The following is a 23,109-nucleotide window of genomic DNA, read 5'->3' on the forward strand; positions in this document are numbered from 1 at the left end:
CAGTACATTACATCAAAACTATACGAAGTAAATCGTAATATTCTCCATAATTGCGATTAGAATAAGGGTTAACATGAGTAGAAGAAGACACGTAGAAGAAACCAACGAAAGCGATGTAGATATGACGCCAATGTTGGATATTGTATTTATATTATTAATATTCTTTATCGTAACAACGTCTTTTGTCCGCGAAGAAGGTATTTTGGTTAATAGACCAAAAGCACAAAATAATCCTCCTAATAACGCCTCTCCAACTGTAGTGGTGCAGATTAGCGAAAGTGGACAAGTTAAGTTCAATGGTAAAGCGGTTGATATTGAAAGACTAGCGGCACGTATAGAAAGCTTTTTAGCTGAAAACCAAACTAATAGCGCAGTTATTATTCCAGAATATGACACAGCACACGACAAAGTAGTACAAGTGATGGATCAGGTAAAGCTATTTGATCAACTAGTCATATCAATTGGTAAATCGAAGTCTTAACGACTTAACAATTATGTAAACAAAAAGCCAAGCTCTGTCTTGGCTTTTTTATTGCCCCAAAATTACGGTTAAAGCTATTTAATTGTTTAGCCTACTTCCATTATTACTGTCTATACTTATAAAGACATCTTAAACATTGATTTAAAGCAATACAAAAGGCTCACACGCCTTTGCAAGCTTGTAATGAGTTAAGCCTGATTTAGAAAATAACTAGCAAGGCAGGTGCTGTCATGCGAAGACGAAACATGGTGCAACTATCAGAAAAAGATGCGTCTGTTGATATGACGCCAATGCTCGACATTATCTTTATTCTTTTAATATTCTTTATCGTCACAACCTCGTTTGCGAAATCTCAAGGTTTTTTAATCAACAAATCTGAAAACAATAAGGCGAGTAGTGCTCCATCTGATAACATTATGATCCACATTGATGAAAATAATATTCTCTATTTCAACACTAAACCTGTTGATATAGAGAGGTTAACAGCTCGTGTAGAAAATTTTGTCGCAAATCATGCTACTGAAAATATCATTTTTCTCCCGCATAAAGAAACAAATTATCAACGTGTAGTGACAGTGCTCGATGAACTACAACAATTTAAACGTTTAAAAATATCAATAGGCTTGTACAAGCAACAGAGTAAATAACAACAGATTTAGTTTTAACTAATTAAGAAATACTCAATCACATATTTATTCTACAATAAATTTTTTGTTGTTTTTAAGTAACATTCATTGTTCTTTTGCATCAATTGAATATCAAGAGGAATTTTCCTAATCTCTCATTTTAGCCATTATCCAAACGTTAGTGATACTTACTTGAAATACATAGATGCATGAAGTCGTGGCGACTGCTGTTATTGCCATTAACCTACGACAACCTGAAATATTAATATATTGGAGTTTTTGAGGATTTCGCCCTAACTGAACGTCTATGATAACTATTCTTGTATAATAAGATATTAGACCAAGTACCCCCTTATCATTGTTTATTTTAACACCTATAACGCAAAAAACCCGCAGCTTTCGCTACGGGTTTCTTTTAATAGAAGCTTGATTCAGGCCCGCGAACTCGCAGAGCTCATTCGGTAAAAAGCGGCCAACATGAAACTGTTCATGTTGTCAGTCAACCCTTTTTACCCTACTCCTGTGAGAGTACTCCTGAATTTTTGACATAAAAAAGGCCGCCTAAATAGGCGGCCTTTCTTTGGAATAGAAGCTTGATGATGTCCTACTCTCACATGGGAACTCCCACACTACCATCGGCGCTATTGCATTTCACTACTGAGTTCGGCATGGGATCAGGTGGTTCTACAATGCTATTGTCATCAAGCATAAACTTTTATTGTCTACTTTCGTAAACACAATCTCGGAAATCTAATATTTATATTTTCTAATTCAATGCACAGTACGTGAATATACTTGTCAAACATCATACAACAAAACCACTTGGGTGTTGTATGGTTAAGCCTCACGGGCAATTAGTATCAGTTAGCTCAATGCCTCACAGCACTTACACACCTGACCTATCAACGTTGTAGTCTCCAACGACCCTTTAGGGAGATTAAATCTCCAGTGAGAACTCATCTTAAAGCCTGTTTCCCGCTTAGATGCTTTCAGCGGTTATCAGTTCCGAACGTAGCTACCGGGCAATGCTATTGGCATAACAACCCGAACACCAGCGGTTCGTCCACTCCGGTCCTCTCGTACTAGGAGCAGCCCTCTTCAATTCTCAAACGCCCACGGCAGATAGGGACCGAACTGTCTCACGACGTTCTAAACCCAGCTCGCGTACCACTTTAAATGGCGAACAGCCATACCCTTGGGACCGACTTCAGCCCCAGGATGTGATGAGCCGACATCGAGGTGCCAAACACCGCCGTCGATATGAACTCTTGGGCGGTATCAGCCTGTTATCCCCGGAGTACCTTTTATCCGTTGAGCGATGGCCCTTCCATACAGAACCACCGGATCACTATGACCTGCTTTCGCACCTGCTCGACGTGTCTGTCTCGCAGTTAAGCTGGCTTATGCCATTGCACTAACCGTACGATGTCCGACCGTACTTAGCCAACCTTCGTGCTCCTCCGTTACTCTTTGGGAGGAGACCGCCCCAGTCAAACTACCCACCAGACAGTGTCCCCAAGCCCGATAAGGGCCCTAGGTTAGAACATCACGCATACAAGGGTGGTATTTCAAGGTTGGCTCCACACACACTGGCGTGCATGCTTCAAAGCCTCCCACCTATCCTACACATGTAGGAGCAATGTTCACTGTCAAGCTATAGTAAAGGTTCACGGGGTCTTTCCGTCTAGCCGCGGGTATACGGCATCTTAACCGCAATTTCAATTTCACTGAGTCTCGGGTGGAGACAGTGTGGCCATGATTACGCCATTCGTGCAGGTCGGAACTTACCCGACAAGGAATTTCGCTACCTTAGGACCGTTATAGTTACGGCCGCCGTTTACCGGGGCTTCGATCATGAGCTTCGCAGAGCTAACCCAATCAATTAACCTTCCGGCACCGGGCAGGCGTCACACCGTATACGTCATCTTTCGATTTTGCACAGTGCTGTGTTTTTAATAAACAGTTCCAGCCACCTGGTTACTTCGACTGACCTCAGCTTAGGGAGCAAGTCCCATCACCAAAGCCAGCGTACCTTCTCCCGAAGTTACGGTACTATTTTGCCTAGTTCCTTCACCCGAGTTCTCTCAAGCGCCTTAGTATTCTCTACCTAACCACCTGTGTCGGTTTGGGGTACGGTTCCTATATATCTGATGCTTAGAAGCTTTTCCTGGAAGCAGGGCATCAACAGCTTCTACTCCGTAGAGTATCGTCTCGACTCTCAGCCTAGTGGTGACCCGGATTTGCCTAAGTCTCCAGCCTACAATCTTTCACATGGACTACCAACGCCATGCCTGTTTAGCCTTCTCCGTCCCTCCTTCGCAATATATAGAAGTACAGAAATATTAATCTGTTTCCCATCGACTACGCTTTTCAGCCTCGCCTTAGGGGCCGACTTACCCTGCCCTGATTAACATGGGACAGGAAACCTTGGTCTTTCGGCGTGGGGGTTTTTCACCCCCATTATCGTTACTCATGTCAGCATTCGCACTTCTGATACCTCCAGCATGCCTTACAACACACCTTCAACGGCTTACAGAACGCTCCCCTACCACTCAAAATAAATTTTGAATCCGCAGCTTCGGTGCATAGTTTAGCCCCGTTACATCTTCCGCGCAGACCGACTCGACTAGTGAGCTATTACGCTTTCTTTAAAGGATGGCTGCTTCTAAGCCAACCTCCTAGCTGTCTATGCCTTTCCACATCGTTTCCCACTTAACTATGACTTTGGGACCTTAGCTGGCGGTCTGGGTTGTTTCCCTCTTCACTACGGACGTTAGCACCCATAGTGTGTCTCCCGGATAGTACTCATTGGTATTCGGAGTTTGCAAAGGGTTGGTAAGTCGGGATGACCCCCTAGCCTTAACAGTGCTCTACCCCCAATGGTATTCGTCCGAGGCTCTACCTAAATAGATTTCGGGGAGAACCAGCTATCTCCCGGCTTGATTAGCCTTTCACTCCGACCCACAGGTCATCACCGCATTTTTCAACATACGTGTGTTCGGTCCTCCAGTTGATGTTACTCAACCTTCAACCTGCCCATGGGTAGATCGCCGGGTTTCGGGTCTATACCTAGCAACTAAACGCGCAGTTAACACTCGCTTTCGCTACGGCTCCCCTAATCGGTTAACCTTGCTACTAAATATAAGTCGCTGACCCATTATACAAAAGGTACGCAGTCACCCGAAGGCTTCCACTGCTTGTACGTATACGGTTTCAGGTTCTATTTCACTCCCCTCACAGGGGTTCTTTTCGCCTTTCCCTCACGGTACTGGTTCACTATCGGTCAGTTAGGAGTATTTAGCCTTGGAGGATGGTCCCCCCATATTCAGTCAACATTTCACGTGTGCCGACCTACTCGATTTCACAAACATTTTGTCTTCATGTACGGGACTATCACCCTGTATCGTGTACCTTTCCAGATACTTCCATTGACGCCATGCCGCTTAAGGGCTAATTCGCGTTCGCTCGCCGCTACTAACGAAATCTCGGTTGATTTCTTTTCCTCGGGGTACTTAGATGTTTCAGTTCTCCCGGTTCGCCTCTTTATGCTATGTATTCACATAAAGATACTTGCTTATGCAAGTGGGTTTCCCCATTCGGAAATCTGTGTCTATAACGTCTTTTATCGACTTAACACAGCTTATCGCAGATTAACACGTCCTTCATCGCCTCTAACTGCCAAGGCATCCACCATATACGCTTAGTCACTTAACCATACAACCCTAAGTAGTCTTAAGTCACACTGAGACAAACCAGTGTGTAAATGTATGTCTGACATTTTCACGTACTATAAATAGCACTTGAATTAGAATTCACTTAACAACGCGCGACACGTTATTAAGGGTTTTAAACATAAAACTTTATGTTTAAGGGATATAAATATCAGCTTTCCAGATTGTTAAAGAAGTAGTAATCAACACACATTCGGTTAAAAACTTGGTTAAAAAAACCAAATTGAAAATCACTAAAAAGTAACCTTTAATTTGGTCTTTCGTTCTTTATGAAGAAGTAAAATCAATTTCAGTTAAGCAAGGCACTTTAAAGCGATGTTTGCATCTGCAAATGAGCTTTGAAGTAACGAAGCATAACGCAAAATTTGGTAGGTCTGGGCAGACTTGAACTGCCGACCTCACCCTTATCAGGGGTGCGCTCTAACCAGCTGAGCTACAGACCTATTTCACGTCCCTTCACTAGGTAAAAAGTGGTGGAGCTAAGCAGGATCGAACTGCTGACCTCCTGCGTGCAAGGCAGGCGCTCTCCCAGCTGAGCTATAGCCCCTTTTAGACTTAGTCAGGGTGACTTCTTCTATATTCGTTATCTATGCAATTTGTGTGAACACTCAACAATAATCTGTCTTACTTCAAGATAAGGAGGTGATCCAACCCCAGGTTCCCCTAGGGTTACCTTGTTACGACTTCACCCCAGTCATGAATCACAAAGTGGTGACCGTCCCCCCGAGGGTTAAACTAGCCACTTCTTTTGCAACCCACTCCCATGGTGTGACGGGCGGTGTGTACAAGGCCCGGGAACGTATTCACCGTAGCATTCTGATCTACGATTACTAGCGATTCCGACTTCACGGAGTCGAGTTGCAGACTCCGATCCGGACTACGATACACTTTATGGGATTCGCTCCACCTCGCGGTCTTGCTGCCCTCTGTATGTACCATTGTAGCACGTGTGTAGCCCATCCCGTAAGGGCCATGATGACTTGACGTCGTCCCCACCTTCCTCCGGTTTATCACCGGCAGTCTCCTTAGAGTTCCCGACACTACTCGCTGGCAAATAAGGATAGGGGTTGCGCTCGTTGCGGGACTTAACCCAACATTTCACAACACGAGCTGACGACAGCCATGCAGCACCTGTCTCAGAGTTCCCGAAGGCACAATTCTATCTCTAGAAAATTCTCTGGATGTCAAGGGATGGTAAGGTTCTTCGCGTTGCATCGAATTAAACCACATGCTCCACCGCTTGTGCGGGCCCCCGTCAATTCATTTGAGTTTTAACCTTGCGGCCGTACTCCCCAGGCGGTCAACTTAGCGCGTTAGCTACGCTACTCACGTTTCAAGAACACAAACAGCTAGTTGACATCGTTTACGGCGTGGACTACCAGGGTATCTAATCCTGTTCGCTCCCCACGCTTTCGTGCCTCAGCGTCAGTATTTGTCCAGGTGGCCGCCTTCGCCACTGATGTTCCTTCCAATCTCTACGCATTTCACCGCTACACTGGAAATTCCACCACCCTCTACAATACTCTAGTTAGCCAGTTTCAAATGCAGTTCCGGAGTTGAGCTCCGGGATTTCACATCTGACTTAACTAACCGCCTACGCACGCTTTACGCCCAGTAATTCCGATTAACGCTCGCACCCTCCGTATTACCGCGGCTGCTGGCACGGAGTTAGCCGGTGCTTCTTCTGTCGCTAACGTCACAGATGCAAGGTATTAACTTACACCCTTTCCTCACGACTGAAAGTGCTTTACAACCCGAAGGCCTTCTTCACACACGCGGCATGGCTGCATCAGGGTTTCCCCCATTGTGCAATATTCCCCACTGCTGCCTCCCGTAGGAGTCTGGGCCGTGTCTCAGTCCCAGTGTGGCTGATCATCCTCTCAAACCAGCTAGAGATCGTCGCCTAGGTAAGCCATTACCTTACCTACTAGCTAATCTCACTTGGGCTAATCTAAAGGCGAAAGGTCCGAAGAGCCCCCCCTTTGGTCCGTAGACATTATGCGGTATTAGCAGTCGTTTCCAACTGTTGTCCCCCACCTCTAGGCATATTCCCAAGCATTACTCACCCGTCCGCCGCTCGACGCCAGAGTAGCAAGCTACTCTTCGTTTCCGCTCGACTTGCATGTGTTAAGCCTGCCGCCAGCGTTCAATCTGAGCCATGATCAAACTCTTCAATTAAAAAATCGTTTGTGCATCCGAAGATGCTGCTCAATGAATTCTGTACATCTTTTTGACTTACTTTAAAAAGTTAGACAAAAAGTAAAAACTTAAATAAGTTTTTGTATGAACATTCACTAAGACATTTTTGTAACCTAAGTTACTGGTAAAACATCATCACTGTGAGTGCCCACACAAATTGCATGATAACTAATTGTTAAAGAACTATTCTTTCGAATAAATTGATAAGTCACATTCGCTTGTCAATCTTGCTTGTGGCCGTTGCCTCAAGCGAGGATGCGCATTCTACGCAACCCAGTTTTGATGTCAACCTTTTTATTAAAAAATTTTAATTTATTTTTTAATGTTTGGTGATGTGTTTTATGTCGCTTTCGCTTCACTAAACTTATCAAAACAGCTTCTTGGCTTGTCCCCGAGAAGTGGATGCGCATTTTAGGGATTTTTGCACCTACGTCAACAACTATTTTCATATAATTAAAAAAAAACGTTCATTCGGTTAATTATCATCCAATTTAGTCAATAAACGCGCTCGCTTGACCTATATTACTTATTCGATGAGCTGTTATCTGTTGGTAATCGTCATAATGACTAGCAACAAGGATACGATTATGAATACCAGCAGATTCTGCAGCTTGCATGTCGGAAATTTTATCACCAATGAAGACGCTTTGCTTTAAGTTAATATTATGTGCTTTTGCAGCATTAAGTATCATACCCGGCTTTGGTTTGCGGCATTCACACGCTTTCAGATACTGTCCTTTACCTTTAGTTGGGTGATGAGGGCAAAAATACACATCTGTTATAGAACAATGATGTTGGCTAAATTCAGTTTTCATCCATTGCGTTAAAGCGTGGAAATCTGACTCGCTATACTTCCCTCTCGCAATACCAGATTGGTTGGTGATCACAATAAGCAGATATCCTAATTTAGCTGCATGTTGGCAAAGCTCAAAGATACCTTCTGCAAACTCGAAGTCTTGCTGTTGATAAACATAACCGTGGTCAATATTAATAATACCGTCACGATCTAAAAATAACGCTTTATTCATACTTTACCTAGAAAACTCTATTTTTTAAAAGCTTAGAGGAAAAAAGCGAGTAAAACTCGCTTTTTATCCAATTATCTCTTGATTACATCGACAAGCCGCCATCTATTTCAACAACTCTGCCAGTAAAGAATTCATTTTCAAAGATATACTTTACGGTATGAGCGATTTCATCGGCTTCACCTAAGCGACCTACAGGTTTCATTTTTTCTAGACGTTCACGCATTTCTGGTTTCATCGCATCAGTCATTGCTGTGCGAATTACACCAGGAGCAATGGCACCAACACGTATACCATAGCGACCTAACTCTCTAGCCCAACATACCGTCATAGCAACAACACCTGCTTTTGACGCTGCGTAATTCGTCTGCCCCATGTTGCCATTTCGAGCAATTGACGACATATTAATAATTACACCCTTACGCTCATTTTTTACCATATGCGCAGCTGCTTCACGACCACACAGAAATACCCCAGTTAAATTAACGTCAATGACTGATTGGAATTGCTCTAAAGACATTTTCTTAACAATTTCACCATCTTTAGCTTTTAATAACATGCCGTCTCGCAAAATGCCTGCGTTATTAATAAGGCCATCAAAACCATTAAAATCGTTATTAATTTGATTAAACGTTTGTTCAACTTCCGTTTCATTAGTCACATTTGCTAAATAATACTTGGCTGAAGATCCTGCAGCTTCTATCAATGTAACCGTTTCTTTTAACAACTCTTCATTTAGGTCAATTAACGCGAGTTTAGCGCCACTTGATGCTAAATTAACCGCCATTGCACGGCCTAAACCTTGCCCACCGCCGGTAATGACAATGACTTTATCTTGAATATTCATAATTTCCTCTAGTTATCTAATGAAGCGTCTATTTCGACAATCGTTCTTGCCGTTACTGTGCCATCTATATATGCACTAAACGCTGTTTCTAATTCTTTAAATGGTATAGTTCTAGGCGCAATGAGCTCAAGTTGAGTAGGCTTTAGATCAGTTGCTATTCGTTGCCATGCTTTATCACGCACTGAAAACGGCATTTCAATTGAATTTATACCAAGTAAGCTTACTCCACGAAGAATGAAAGGCATTACTGTTGTATCGAGTTTAAACCCTGCTGCTAACCCTACAGATGCTATATTTCCCCACGGCACAACAGTTTTCGTCAGCCATGAAAGCGTTTCATCACCGAGATTATCCACGGCTCCTCCCCAAATAGCTTTTTCTAAAGGTCGTTTACCCATCTCTACTTCATGACGATCTACAATTTCACTCGCGCCTAACTTGGTTAGGTAATCATATTGGTCTGGTTTTCCCGTTAAAGCTGCAACGCGATAGCCGATATTTGAAAGCATATTAATGGCAAAACTGCCAACACCTCCTGTTGCACCTGTAACTAATATTGTGCCACGTTCTGGTATTTGGCCATTGTCTTCCATTCGTTGAACAGCGATTGCCGCCGTATAGCCTGCGGTACCCAATGCCATTGCATCTTTTAGCGTTAAACCTTGTGGTAAAGTTACAACTGAGTCTGCTTTAACACGAGCAAACTCACTATAACCGCCATCATAGACTTCAGATAATTGCGCCCCACAAACGAGCACCTTATCTCCTGAAGAAAAACGATGATCAGCGGAACTCACAATAACACCTGATAAATCAATGCCGCCAACAAGTGGATAAGTACGTAATATCTGTCCTTTACCTGTAGCCGCTAATGCATCTTTATAATTAATGTCAGAGTAAGCTACTTTTATCACTACTTCGCCATCAGTTAGATCCGATAACGTAATTTGTTCAAAGCCACTACGAATAGACTTATCTTCATTTCGATGAATACGAAATGCAGTAAATTTTTCAGGTACATTTAGTTCAGCCATTATTGCTCCTTGAATTGTTCTCATTAATTTGAGGCTATTGCGTAAAGCTACACTCAACTACACGACTTTAGTCCTTGGAGATATCGCAATAAGTATTGTTACCTATTGCGATAAACAAACTACATATTTCGACGGTATTGACCACCAACATCAAATAGAGCATTAACAATCTGCCCAAGAGAACAAACTTTACAGGCACTCATCATGTGTTCAAATAGATTTTCATGTTTAATTGCCGCCTCTTGTAATACCGATAGATCCTTACTCGCTTTCTCTGCATTCGCAGTATGTAGATTTGCTAACATATCAATTTGATAGTTTTTCTCTTCTTCTGTTGCTCGAATAACTTCTGCAGGGATCACTGTCGGTGAACCTTTTGAGCTTAAGAAAGTGTTTACGCCAATAATGGGGTACTCTCCTGTATGTTTTAAATTTTCGTAGTACAAGCTTTCTTCTTGAATTTTACTACGTTGATACATTGTTTCCATTGCACCTAATACACCACCACGCTCAGTGATGCGATCAAACTCAGTTAATACCGCCTCTTCAACTAAGTCCGTCAGCTCTTCAATAATAAATGAACCTTGAATGGGGTTTTCATTTTTTGCTAACCCTAGTTCACGGTTAATAATTAGTTGAATAGCCATTGCACGACGAACACTGTCTTCCGTTGGTGTTGTGATCGCTTCATCATAAGCATTAGTGTGTAGAGAGTTACAGTTATCATAAATAGCGTATAATGCCTGTAATGTTGTTCTAATATCGTTAAAGTCAATTTCTTGCGCATGTAATGAGCGACCTGATGTTTGAATGTGATATTTCAACATTTGCGCGCGAGCATTTGCGCTATATTTCATCTTCATTGCTTTTGACCAAATTCGTCGCGCGACTCGGCCAATTACCGCGTATTCTGGATCAATACCATTTGAGAAGAAAAACGATAGGTTTGGACCAAATTCATTGATATCCATACCTCGACTCAAATAATACTCCACAAAGGTAAAGCCATTTGCGAGTGTCAGTGCTAACTGCGTGATGGGATTGGCACCAGCTTCAGCAATATGGTACCCAGATATAGAAACCGAATAAAAATTACGTACACCTTTATCAATGAAGTATTCTTGTACATCCCCCATTAGACGCAATGCAAATTCAGTGGAAAAAATACAAGTATTCTGCGCCTGATCTTCTTTCAATATATCTGCTTGAACCGTACCACGTACTTGCGTCAATGTTTTCGCTTTTATTTCGCTATAAACATCGGTGGGTAAAACTTGGTCACCTGTCACACCGAGCAACATAAGCCCTAAACCGTCATTACCTTCAGGTAGAGCACCTTGATAACTTGGTCGTTTGCCCTCTTTCTCTTTGTAAATGGCTTTGATTTTAGCTTCAACTTCTTTCTCTAAACCATTTTCTTTTATATAAAGTTCACATTGTTGGTCAATTGCTGCGTTTAAGAAAAAGCCAAGAAGAATTGGCGCAGGACCATTAATCGTCATAGATACAGATGTTGCAGGATCTGCCAAGTTAAAGCCTGAATAAAGCTTTTTCGCGTCATCTAAACAACATATCGATACACCTGCATTACCAATTTTACCGTAAATATCAGGACGAATATCAGGATCATTACCATAAAGTGTTACTGAATCGAAGGCAGTAGAAAGACGTTTAGCAGGCATACCTTTCGATACATAATGAAAACGACGGTTTGTACGTTCTGGTCCACCTTCACCTGCGAACATACGCGTTGGATCTTCGCCTTCGCGTTTAAATGGAAATAAACCTGCTGTATACGGAAATTCACCGGGTACATTCTCTTGTAAGCTCCATTTAAGAATATCCCCCCAACTTTGATATTTAGGCAAACAGACTTTAGGAATATCCAATTGAGATAATGATTTAGAATGTGTTTCTATCGCAAGCTCTTTGTTTCTGACTTGGAATTTAAATAAAGGGGCTTTGTATTTTTCAACTTTTTCATGCCACTGTTCGATAATTAGCTTGTTCTTTGGATCAAGCTCTAACGCAACGGTATCAAATAGCGTTTGAAGGTTTTCAGCCAGTGCCTTGCCACTTTCCTCGTTACTTTCTAGCGCAGCATCAATGGCTTGTTGAATGCCGTAAAGTTTTTGTGCTACTTTTGCTTGAACTTCTACCCATTCATCATAACCACGGTTATTATCAGCAATTTCTGATAAATAACGCGTACGTTTTCCTGGAATAACACTTGCTTTTTCAGCTTGTGTTCCTGAAAGCTCTAATACATCAGCCTTAAGTGCTTCTGACTTTTGCGCCAACTCACTAATCACTTTATTATAAAGTTCTGTCATACCACGATCATTAAACTGAGAGGCAATTGTACCAAATACAGGTACTTCATCATCGCCCGCTTCAAACATACCGCGGTTGCGCTTATATTGTTTTTTAACGTCACGTAACGCATCTTGGGCACCACGCTTATCAAACTTGTTTACAGCAATAATATCAGCAAAATCAAGCATATCGATTTTTTCTAATTGGGTTGCCGCACCGTATTCTGGCGTCATTACATAAAGCGAAACATCAGAATGTTCTTCAATTTCTGTATCTGATTGACCGATACCAGATGTTTCAAGGATGATTAAGTCAAAATCAGACGCTTTAAGTATGTCTAAGGTATCATTAACATAAACCGACAACGCCAAATTTGATTGACGTGTCGCTAATGAACGCATATAAACACGATCATTATTGACAGCGTTCATACGAATTCTATCACCTAACAATGCACCACCGGTTTTACGTTTGGATGGGTCAACAGATACAATGGCAATTTTGCTGTCTTCTGTAGCAAGTAAAAAACGTCTTATTAATTCATCAACCAATGACGATTTACCTGCACCACCGGTCCCCGTAATACCTAAAACAGGGGTCTTACTTACAGCGGCTATTTTTTTAATTTTATCTAATGCAGCTTTATTTTCTTCGGGGGCGTTTTCGGTGGCTGAAATCAACCGTGCGATTGCCTGTTTATCGTTTTTCTTTAAATTAGCAACGTCATCTTTTTTAACATTAACACCTGTTTTAAAGTCACATCGCATGATCATATCGTCGATCATACCCTGTAACCCTAGCTCTCTACCGTCATCAGGCGAATAAATACGCGTAATACCATAGTCGTGCAGCATTTTAATTTCTTCAGGCAATATTACACCACCACCACCACCGACAATGCGAATATGCTCACAACCACGTTCTTTTAGCAAGTCATACATATATTTGAAGTATTCATTATGACCGCCTTGATATGAGGTCATAGCGATAGCATTTGCATCTTCTTGAATAGCGGTATTCACTACCTCTTCCACACTACGATCATGGCCAAGGTGAATTACTTCTACGCCACTCGCCTGCAATATTCTTCGCATGATATTTATTGCAGCATCATGACCATCAAATAAAGATGCGGCTGTTACAACTCGTACTTTATTTTTCAATTGATATCTTTCTGTCGTCATTTTGAGTCTCTTCCGTTATGCACGTTGCTTTAGTACCGCAACATCAAACCACAGGCGTTGAATTACAACTATTGCTCACAATTGCTTTTTTCGCTAATCAATAACTAGCGTTTCATGTGCAATGCGTTATTTTTGTGCCTGTTTGTTATTTAAATCGCTATTAATACACATTTAAGCATATATAGAATCTGGACGACATTGATTTTATTGTCTCAATGATGGACTATATTGTCATTACATCTTCAAGTTATCTTCTAATGAATACTCTAAGTAATACACGCTCATTTGCCGATATTCGATTAGTTATACCTAAGTTTCTGCTAGAAAAATTAAGAATACATCCGCTAACTGCAGGACTTTATCCTACTGCACTAGGAAAATATTCACAGCAAACTTCCGTTCAAATCGAACAATCACAAATTGAGCAGCACCAACTGATTTATTGTCAATACGGTGAAGGTTGTTTGAACTATAAGAATAAAACACGAACCGTAAAACGTGGTGATCTTGTGTTGATATCGCCAAACCAACCGTTTCAATATAAACGAAAAACGGGCAGTAAAAATGCCGTATATTGGATTAACTTTACAGGGAAACTAGCTGATGATTTTGCTGAACGTTTATTAATGAAAATGGAGGATGGTTTAGGCTTTGTAAATGTACAAGAAAATATCTACAAAGATTACGATAATCTGATTGCATTAGGTAGTCGAGGTTACACGGCTACAAATGTTATACATGCTGTTCATGTACTTCAACAAACATTAAGCTTTTTAGCGTTGCAATTGAGAATAGAGTCATTCAATAAGGGTACAAGTTTTAGCATTGATGCAATCGACGAGCTTATGAGAGACAACCTGCATCAAGAGCTCAATTTAGATACGCTTGCCCACTACAGTCAATTATCGAAATTTCATTTCGCTAAAAAATTTAAAGAACTCACGGATACATCACCCATTCAATACTTCATCAATATGAAGATGCAACAAGCGTGCTTTCAATTAGATAATACTGTAGATACGGTGAAACAGATAGGTGAATCGTTAGGGTATAATGACCCATATTACTTTTCACGATTATTTAAAAAAATCGTTGGTATGTCACCAAAACGATATAGAGAAAATTAATATATGATGTGTGCATAGAGCATGTTTAACCTGCGCTATACACACCAATTAAGGTTAATTCATTGTTAGATGTGATTTTAAGAAATGTACAACTTTTTTCATATAAGCTGATTGATTAACAGGATCATGAAAGCCATGTGTTTCTTTTTCTAATACAAACCATTCATAAGGTTTATCAATGCGATCGAGTGATTTTCTTAAACGAACAACATGCTCATAAGGTGCACGTACATCCTTTTCACCATGTGCTAAAAATAAAGCAGCTTTAATTTTATCGGCGTGATAATTAGGAGAAAATAATTTCATTTTTTCCTCATCTGTACCTAGTGTCATTGATAAATAACTTTCACCAAAGCTTAAGTCTTTCACATCGCCTTCGTTAAACAAGTGAGGTAAATCATAAACACCTGCGTTAGCAACAGAGCAACGATAAACATCAGGATACTTTACCGCACTCTGAATGGCTGAATAGCCACCAAAACTTGCTCCCATAATGCATACATTATTTTCATCTACCTTTTTATTTTTTACTGCCCACAAGTAGCTCTCATAAATATCTCGTTGAATATTTCCCCCCCACTGTTCATGGCCTGCTTCCTTAAAAGCCTCACCATAGCCAGTGGAACCACGGAAGTTTACTTGTAACACTGAAAAGCCATTTTGAGCTAAATATTGAACTTGTGCAGAAAAGCCCCAATAATCTCTCGCGTGAGGGCCACCATGAACCAAAATAACGAGCGGATTTGTTGTATTATTACCGACTGCCTGTGTAAAAAACCCATGAACGTTGTAATCATCAGAAGACGTAAATGTTATTGGTTCCATTGTTTGAAGTTTACGCTCATCAATTTTAGGGTAATATTTAAAAATTAATCCTAGTTGGTTTTTATTACTATCATATAAATAGAAAGCACCCGGATCTGTATCTGAAGATACCCTAACAACATATTTAGAGCCATCTTCAGTATGACTAGTAATATCAAGTTTCTTACCAGGGAACGACTGTGTTAATAAGCGAAATATCTTCGCTTCATCTAGCTCTTGTTCAATTAATACATACGCTGGTCGACCATCATCAACTCTTATCGCATAAATGTTACGTTTATCAATCGTTCGAGAAACATTTGTAATATCAACATTTTTATTGGTATAAATATGCTTAAAACTTAAATCGTCTAAATTAAACGTGAATAAACCCGTTTTGTCTTGTTGATAACGATCAAGCACATAGAGCTCATTTCCCGATTTAGTCACAGTTAACGGTATAAAACTACTACCAAAGCCTGATTGAGATAATTTTTGCCATTCTTCACCCCGACGAATGAAGACTTGTTGGTTATTGTCCTCATCTCTGCCTGTAGCAATCACGACTTCTCCTGTTTCATCTGTCACAAAACTAGCATATGAAATAGGCGCTTTAGCAATTTTCTTTACCAACTTACCACTATAAGTATTTAACTTATATACGGTACTTAATTTGTCGCGAGAAGCACTCCAAGGGGTTGATGATATGAGAATATGCTCTTTGTCCTCAGGCAACATATCGATAATATTTGCCCATCCTCTTATACTTTTCTTCTTCTTAATATTTGATCCAACTTGTTGCTCACCACTCTGGTAGCCATAAATCATTTCACTTTGGCTACCGTCATAATTAATCGCAAACAGTTCTCCATAAGATGAAAGCTCTTTAACCCAAGGTTTTCGATACTTAATTGTCATGACAACGCGTTCATTGTTTACCCAGCCAAAATCACCAACCTCTTGGCTTCCAGCTAAACTCACAATGTTTACAGGTTTGTTCTGTTTGGTATCAATAAAAATAATAACAAACTTCTCTTCTACCTCTGCCTTAACAGCCATTATTTTGCCATCAGGTGACAGCTGAACATCGGTATAGGTAGGGTTATCAAACAGGTACTCACCTTCAAATGCAAGGCTGTTTGCAGTAAGAATAATCAATATTAAAAATAAAAAGTGTTTGAGCATTTCAAATCCCTTTGCTGTATGTTTCGTCAAAGGTTAACACTTTTTTTACAATTTGTAACACATTGAAATAAAACAATAAGGGGTAACACTGATTGCTGGATAGAAGCTGATATATCGTATGAATAAAAGGCGAAACGCTTCGTTTATTATAATAAGGTCATAGAGATGCAATAACACAACTTTATTTAATAAAAAAACCGTAAATACCGAAGTATTTACGGTGGCATATATTAGGGAAAGTCTAATTTGCCTAGGTGTGAACTATGGTCACCTGCTCTCATTTTTATTTTTATTGATCGTTTCGTTAATCGTGTGAAGCAACCCTAAACTAGAAGGTAAGTCTTGCGATAGTTCCCAAATCATTACACCAGCGCCAAATTGTAACGCAAGTTCGGTTTTAGCTTTGATTGTTTGGTAACCATTAAAGGTAATGTAATCGCACTGAGCGCAATTTTTTCCAATCAAATCGCCCTGGCTTTTTTCAGGTCCAAACTCACCTAAAATATCGTCAAAAGTATAATTTTTCTTATATTTTCCAAAGCCATAGCCATAAAAAGGTAATCCTAATATTAATTGCTCTTTAGTGAGTCCCTTACTTCGCCATAACGCTAGATCAGCTTTAGCTTTTGCTAATGTAGAATGCTCAACCCCCACGTTTCCCCAAGTTGGACCTACGGCGTCATATGACATAACGGAAACAAAATCAAAGTAAGGCAAAGTAGACTCAGGTAACATTCCACCAACATATGAACCAGTTGCAGCAGTCAGTAATTTATCTTGCAATATCAGGTTTTGTTGTAATGATTTAATGAAAGGTAAAAAGTCGCCGTTGTTGTCAATGTCAGTTAACACTTTACTTTCAATGTCTATATCCAGACCATCGAAACCTAATTCATCGACAAAAGCCAACAGATTTTTTATCGTTTTGTCACGATTTTCTGACGATAATAATATACGCCAATCCCCGGCACAATCTGGATAAGCCGCACCACCAATAGATACCAGCACTTTGACATTTGAGCGATGTGCTTTATCAATTAGATGATGTATTTCCCCTAACCTTAATGGAAAACCATGTTGTCCTACCATGCAACTCGGCTGGTTATTTTCAACAAACTTACCTTGCTTGTTAGGGTGTAAAAAAGCGAGCATTAAGTGCGTGACTTTCGATAAATTTATACGTTCTAGTTGATTCTCTATGCCATGATAACTCGGTAAATAGCCGATCACCTTTGGCATTGCATGTCCGTATATTGGCAAAACGAGTCCTATCACTACAGACATACTTTTTAACAATCTACACATATTTCAATAACCTTGTATACATCATCAGTTAACCTGATGTTTAAAAAATTTAATTAGCGGGAATAAGCCCACAGGACCTACAGGAACGCTAAGTTTTATATGCAGGCTAATCAATGCTTTGCATATTATTAAACGCTAAAACACATCATTGTGATGACAAAAAGTTTTAACTATTTTGGAGAGATTAAATGCTTTAACTTCGTTACAGTAGTACTGATAAGTACTATTTTTTTGCGCTTTACAACCCTCAAGTTTCTGGCATGTTCGCTCGGCAATGTTGTCGAATGAACTCATCATGAAGTGGCATGGTACTTACCGTGTCTTGAATCGACTTGACACTTCGCATCAACATATTAGCAAGCTCCTGCTGATGAAACCCGTCGATTAAAGGGTTATATTTTTTAGGACGAATATGCATCCCTTCTAACACTGCACACCAACTGTTTTTAGTAAAGAAATCACCATAAACATTTTGAAGTTCACCACGTTCTTTGAACACTGATATTATATGGTCAAGACTGTCTGGAATTGGCATATCTTTACACCATCGCCAAAAGTCTGTATCCGTGCGCTGTGCTGTCGCGTAATGTAAAATAATAAAATCTCTTATTTCGAGATAATCACAATCCATCTTTTTATTAAATAATTGCTCATTTTGTATGCCAATATCAGCATCAGGAAAATGCTGAATAAAATTCACTAATGTTTTGTAAACCAAATGAATAGCAGTAGATTCTAATGGCTCTAAAAAGCCACCAGCTAACCCCAAAGCTAAACAGTTCTTATGCCATACTTTTTTTCTTTTGCCAGTGGTAAATGGAATAATTTTAGGTTCAGTCAGCATTGTGCCTTGTATATTGTCAGTGAGCGTTTTTATTGCTTGTTCATCACTGCAATATTGACTTGAAAAGACATAACCATTACCCGTCCTGTGTTGTAATGGGATAGTCCATGTCCAACCAGCTGCTTGAGCCTTTGCTATGGTATAAGGTACGGGCGGTTGGTCAGTTTTTGTTTGTATAGTTACAGCGCGATCACATGGCAAATATTGTGACCACTCTTCAACGGAAACACCTAATGACTTTTCTATGAGTAACGCTTTAAATCCGGTGCAATCAATAAAAAAATCACTACTTATTAGCTTTTGACAATCGGTATGCAATTGCTTTATAAAACCGTCCTCATTAAGCTCTACCTCGTTAACAGTCGCCTCAACTCGCTCAACACCGCGCTTCAAACAAACATCTCGTAAAAAACAAGTAACTTGTGTCGCATCAAGGTGCAAAGCATGTGAACTATTAGCCAATACCCAGTCTTTCGTTTGCTTAGGTCTGAAAACAAAACGGTTATTTTTAGCCATTTCAGCATTTACAGAATAATCCATCAAAGAAGCGGGATTTCCTTCCGATAATGACTTAAGCCATACCTGATAAAAATCAAAACCATTTAGATCTCTACCTATGTGGCCAAATGGGTGAAAGTACTGCTCATCTACGCTATACCAATCGTCAAAACGAATACCTAACTTAAACGTAGCAGATGTGGCTTTTATAAACTCTTTTACATCTATTTGACTGGTATTTAAAAACCCTGTGATCGAAGGTACTGTGGACTCACCGACACCAATCGTTGAAATATCGGGAGATTCGACAACGGTGATCTTAATTTGACATCCTTTAAGTACATTAGATAGCAACGAGGCTGCCATCCAGCCCGCCGTGCCACCACCTACAATACAAATTGAATTAATACCTTGCTGCATGCTCTTACCATGTTAATCATTGTTGAAGAATTTAATCTTTTTAATTTAGCATTCTATATTGCCACGCAGCGATTACTGCGTGGCAATAAACATCACTAATGATATTTCAATTAAAAACTTCCTCTTAGTGATAATGCATAACGACGATCAGTCGTAAAGGTAAATGCATCGGTCAAAGTACCTTCTTGATTTTGTTGATACTTAGTATTTGTATTTTCCCCAAGAACATTACTTACTTCGAAACCAACTTTAAAATTGTCACTAATATTGTAATGTATACTAAAGTCCATCAAGCCCTGTGCTTCTGAATATACAGGGACAAACTCTGTCGACTCACGCAGTGCCAATAAGTACTCAGAACGCCATGTATATGCTAAACGTGCTGAAATACCTTCATATTCATACATACCAACAATATTGACATTTTGATCTGAATAGCCAACCAAGGGTAAACCACTGAATTGCCTAAAAGTATTTCGACCATCAGGTGCTTCCAATGAGCCATTTGAGAAACGAGATTGTACTGTTGGATTCTCATTTGGATCTTCAAGGCCATCTTGGTCGATATAGGTGTAGTTCAACTGTAGTCCCAAACCTTTCAATGCACCAGGTAACATATCGTAAAACTGGGTATATGAAACTTCATAACCTTGAATGGTTCCTGAACCTACATTACTTGGCCCATAAGCAGACACCGTATAGTCTTGTTCATTCGCTTCAACAGTTGATGCAAAAGATTTATTTCGAATAATACCGTCTAACTTCTTACGGAATAAACCAGCCGTCAAAGAACCAGTTTCTGCAAAGTACCATTCAGCGGTCACATCTAAATTAACCGACTCTTCAGGATCTAAATATGGGTTTCGGGCATTCGCTGTTATTTCTATATTTTTATAATCAATAACGGGATTTGTTTCATCGTTCTCTGCTTGGTTTGGATCTTGAAGTACACTTTCCGCACTTAAACTGACAAACATCTTATTCACTGAGTCTGTTAAACTAGGAAAGAAAATCCCTTTTGATGCGCCAAAACGCACAACAAAGTCATCACCAATACCAAAATTTAAGTTTAAGCTTGGTAATACAGTTGAATAATTATGATCTACCGTGGAGAAAAATGCTTCACCGGTTGATAGACTAACTAATTCAGGATAAAGATCTTGCCAAACTTGATGACGAACACTACCTACTTCACTTACCGAAGCAGGCGCTGGCAGTGTAACAGCACCTGTTGATTCAAGATCATAATCGACAGAGCGTAAGCCAATATTACCAGTAAGATATACATCATCTGATAAATCTACTTCGAAATCTGCACGTAAATAGAACTCGGTGCGCTTAGTGTTGGTTTCACTAATATGTCGAGCAGCAAATGGCCCATCAACTCTGCCCGTCATGTCATCATAGGGTAGCGCACAATTGCCACTTTGATCCCAAGCATTATCGGGTGAAAAGTAAGTACCACAACCTTCACGTAGTGTTTGATTAAAGTTTTCAGTTAAGTTCATTCTCGGGAATAAGAAACTGGTAAACGGCCCTTCAAACGTATCACCTCTGAAATGATCTCTAAAATTTACTCGTTCAAATAATTCTGGTGCAACTTGCGTTGAAGAAAGATATGCCTCTTCTGCAACCCACCGCTTATTTAGCGGTTGCCACCCTTCATACTCAGTACTGCGTGCCACTAAGTCTTTATCTGAGTAATACGCACCTGCATGAATTCGCGTAAACACGCCCTTTTCAATCACATATTCTAAGTCTAATTTAAATGAATCTGACTCAGCATCATTCGCTTCTATGTGAGGCAAGCCTGAGTATAAACTCAATACTGGGTGGGTAAATTCAAGATCACCCTCATCGTTCAATGTTGGTCCAGGAACATCTGGTGGATTAGAAATCCCAGGATTGAGAAACTCCACAGATGGCGTTTCATTACGAAGGTCTAAGAAAAATGGTGCATATTGGTCAGTATAATCACCACCACGCATTGAAGCTGTAAGCTGATAATTATCAACAGTTCGTTCAGAGTCAACGTTCTGATAATCAAAATGTACTGTTAAGCTATCAGTCGCTTTAAATCTAATATTGATTGAAGAGTCAGCGATCTCGCTTTCTGTATTGTTATAACGCGAAAAGAAATTGTGATGGTATTGAGTCGTGGTTAAATCGCCAACACCTGAGGTTACGTAACCATTTTTATCTACCGTTAAAGGATAACGATTACTGCCTGCAGACCATTTAATACCGTCTGGTACCGTTGATATAAAACCTCGCTCACCATTATTAATAACATACTCTCGCCAATCTAACGATGCTTTCGAGTATATATGCTCAACTGTCACTAACGTTCTTTCATCTGGACTTTCCCATTGTACAGATGCAGTAAGCCCAGTACGTTTTCGTTCATTTTCAGCCGTCGTAATTGTTAACGCTGCGGGTGTGTAATAAGTAACGCCATCTGGTTGCCCTTCTACGGGACCACCTTCATACTCGCTTACGTAGTTTTCTTCATCTTCTTCGGTATAAAGGTTTGACGGTTCACAGGTACCATCCCAAGCTTGAACAGAAGGCGAACAAGGGCCATCCCAAAAGCCAGCCTCTACACCAGGACCTCTTAACTCCCCCCAACTTTCATAAGAGAAAGCAGAGAAAGGGCCGCGACTATGATAATTACCTAAACCAAAACCATCACCTTTAGTTTTAAATTCAGTTCTAGAGCCTGCAACGAGTAAACCCCATTTACCTGAGTTTGTTTCCCAGTTATCAGAAAATAACGCGTTGAATGATGGTGTAGCCTCTTTACGGTAATCACCGTAATTTCCTTTAACACCAAAGGCAAACATTCTGTCAGGGGAATCAAACGGCTTACGTGTAATTAGATTAACAGTACCAGCAATACCGCCTGAAATAAGATCAGCAGTTTGGTTTTTAACAACTTCTACGGCACCAAGTAATTCTGCTGGAAAGTCTTCGTAGCTTAAACCACCACTGGGGTTTGCTGAGAAAGCGTCTCGACCATTAATTTCACTACGCACACGATCAAGACCACGCACTAACACGCCCGTACCTTCATCGGCATAATGCTTAGGATCATCCGAAGCTGCAAAACGCTCAATAGTTACCCCTGGTACACGTTGTAACGCTTCTGTTACTGACTTATCAGGCAAGGAACCAATGTCTGTTGCCGTAATAACATCTTTAACCGTATCAGCCATACGTTTCAGGTCTTGAGCTGAAGCAATACTCTTACGTATCCCTAGCACCTCAATGACTTCAACACTTTTATCTTCAGCTTTATTTTCTTGCGATTCTTCTTGATAAGCAATGGCCGTATTTGAATATGCTAATGCACTACAAACGGCTATCGATAATAAATTCTTGTTAAATTGTTTAGTCATGTTCCACTCTCATTAGCGTTAATTTGTCTTTGAGGGAGCGCTTGGTGTAATTTTAGTCAACCCCTATTACATAACAATACTTGTT

The 23,109-nt window shown here is 40.3% G+C and carries 11 protein-coding genes, 2 tRNA genes and 3 rRNA genes; 3 read left to right on the forward strand and 13 right to left on the reverse strand.

The window, feature by feature from the left end:
• Nucleotides 1-73 precede the first annotated feature (73 nt).
• Entirely contained in the window at nucleotides 74-481 is a 408-nt protein-coding gene (locus tag QUE09_RS09945; RefSeq protein WP_286232611.1) for an ExbD/TolR family protein, read from the forward strand.
• Between the two features lie 230 nt (nucleotides 482-711).
• A complete protein-coding gene (locus QUE09_RS09950; RefSeq protein ID WP_286232612.1) occupies nucleotides 712-1,128 on the forward strand; it encodes an ExbD/TolR family protein in 417 nt (138 codons plus the stop codon).
• Nucleotides 1,129-1,698: 570 nt separating this feature from the next.
• Here the strand turns inward: QUE09_RS09950 and rrf are convergent.
• The 9 genes from rrf to QUE09_RS09995 form a co-directional block, all read right to left on the reverse strand.
• Nucleotides 1,699-1,813, reverse strand: a 5S ribosomal RNA gene (rrf, locus tag QUE09_RS09955).
• A 127-nt stretch (nucleotides 1,814-1,940) separates the two neighbouring features.
• Nucleotides 1,941-4,821, reverse strand: a 23S ribosomal RNA gene (locus tag QUE09_RS09960).
• Between the two features lie 383 nt (nucleotides 4,822-5,204).
• Nucleotides 5,205-5,281, reverse strand: a tRNA-Ile gene (locus tag QUE09_RS09965).
• A gap of 28 nt (nucleotides 5,282-5,309) precedes the next feature.
• Nucleotides 5,310-5,385, reverse strand: a tRNA-Ala gene (locus QUE09_RS09970).
• 88 nt (nucleotides 5,386-5,473) lie between these two features.
• Nucleotides 5,474-7,016 (reverse strand): 16S ribosomal RNA (locus tag QUE09_RS09975).
• The 16S, 23S and 5S rRNA genes sit together here with 2 tRNA genes alongside, the layout of an rRNA operon.
• 512 nt (nucleotides 7,017-7,528) lie before the next feature.
• Nucleotides 7,529-8,065, reverse strand: coding sequence for a D-glycero-beta-D-manno-heptose 1,7-bisphosphate 7-phosphatase (gmhB, locus tag QUE09_RS09980; protein WP_286232613.1), 537 nt, complete (start codon nucleotides 8,063-8,065; stop codon nucleotides 7,529-7,531).
• An 82-nt stretch (nucleotides 8,066-8,147) separates the two neighbouring features.
• On the reverse strand, nucleotides 8,148-8,909 hold the full coding sequence (locus QUE09_RS09985; RefSeq protein ID WP_286232614.1) for an SDR family oxidoreductase: 762 nt from the start codon (nucleotides 8,907-8,909) through the stop codon (nucleotides 8,148-8,150).
• 8 nt (nucleotides 8,910-8,917) lie between these two features.
• Nucleotides 8,918-9,943, reverse strand: a complete 1,026-nt coding sequence (locus QUE09_RS09990; RefSeq protein WP_286232615.1) for an oxidoreductase — start codon at nucleotides 9,941-9,943, stop codon at nucleotides 8,918-8,920.
• Nucleotides 9,944-10,062: 119 nt separating this feature from the next.
• On the reverse strand, nucleotides 10,063-13,443 hold the full coding sequence (locus tag QUE09_RS09995; protein ID WP_286232616.1) for a methylmalonyl-CoA mutase family protein: 3,381 nt from the start codon (nucleotides 13,441-13,443) through the stop codon (nucleotides 10,063-10,065).
• Nucleotides 13,444-13,700: 257 nt separating this feature from the next.
• Between QUE09_RS09995 and QUE09_RS10000 the strand changes: the two genes are divergently transcribed.
• Nucleotides 13,701-14,570, forward strand: coding sequence for an AraC family transcriptional regulator (locus QUE09_RS10000; RefSeq protein WP_286232617.1), 870 nt, complete (start codon nucleotides 13,701-13,703; stop codon nucleotides 14,568-14,570).
• Nucleotides 14,571-14,624: 54 nt separating this feature from the next.
• On the opposite strand, the gene QUE09_RS10005 is transcribed toward QUE09_RS10000, so the two are convergent.
• From QUE09_RS10005 to QUE09_RS10020, 4 genes are all read right to left on the reverse strand, one after another.
• Nucleotides 14,625-16,589, reverse strand: coding sequence for an alpha/beta hydrolase family protein (locus tag QUE09_RS10005; RefSeq protein WP_286232618.1), 1,965 nt, complete (start codon nucleotides 16,587-16,589; stop codon nucleotides 14,625-14,627).
• Between the two features lie 237 nt (nucleotides 16,590-16,826).
• Nucleotides 16,827-17,864, reverse strand: coding sequence for a glycosyl hydrolase family 18 protein (locus QUE09_RS10010; RefSeq protein WP_286232619.1), 1,038 nt, complete (start codon nucleotides 17,862-17,864; stop codon nucleotides 16,827-16,829).
• A gap of 247 nt (nucleotides 17,865-18,111) precedes the next feature.
• Nucleotides 18,112-19,626, reverse strand: coding sequence for a tryptophan halogenase family protein (locus tag QUE09_RS10015; RefSeq protein WP_286232620.1), 1,515 nt, complete (start codon nucleotides 19,624-19,626; stop codon nucleotides 18,112-18,114).
• A gap of 110 nt (nucleotides 19,627-19,736) precedes the next feature.
• On the reverse strand, nucleotides 19,737-23,024 hold the full coding sequence (locus QUE09_RS10020) for a TonB-dependent receptor (RefSeq protein ID WP_286232621.1): 3,288 nt from the start codon (nucleotides 23,022-23,024) through the stop codon (nucleotides 19,737-19,739).
• Nucleotides 23,025-23,109 lie beyond the last annotated feature (85 nt).

Origin of the sequence: Thalassotalea sediminis (genome assembly GCF_030295915.1) — a bacterium.
Lineage (GTDB): Bacteria > Pseudomonadota > Gammaproteobacteria > Enterobacterales > Alteromonadaceae > Thalassotalea_C > Thalassotalea_C sediminis.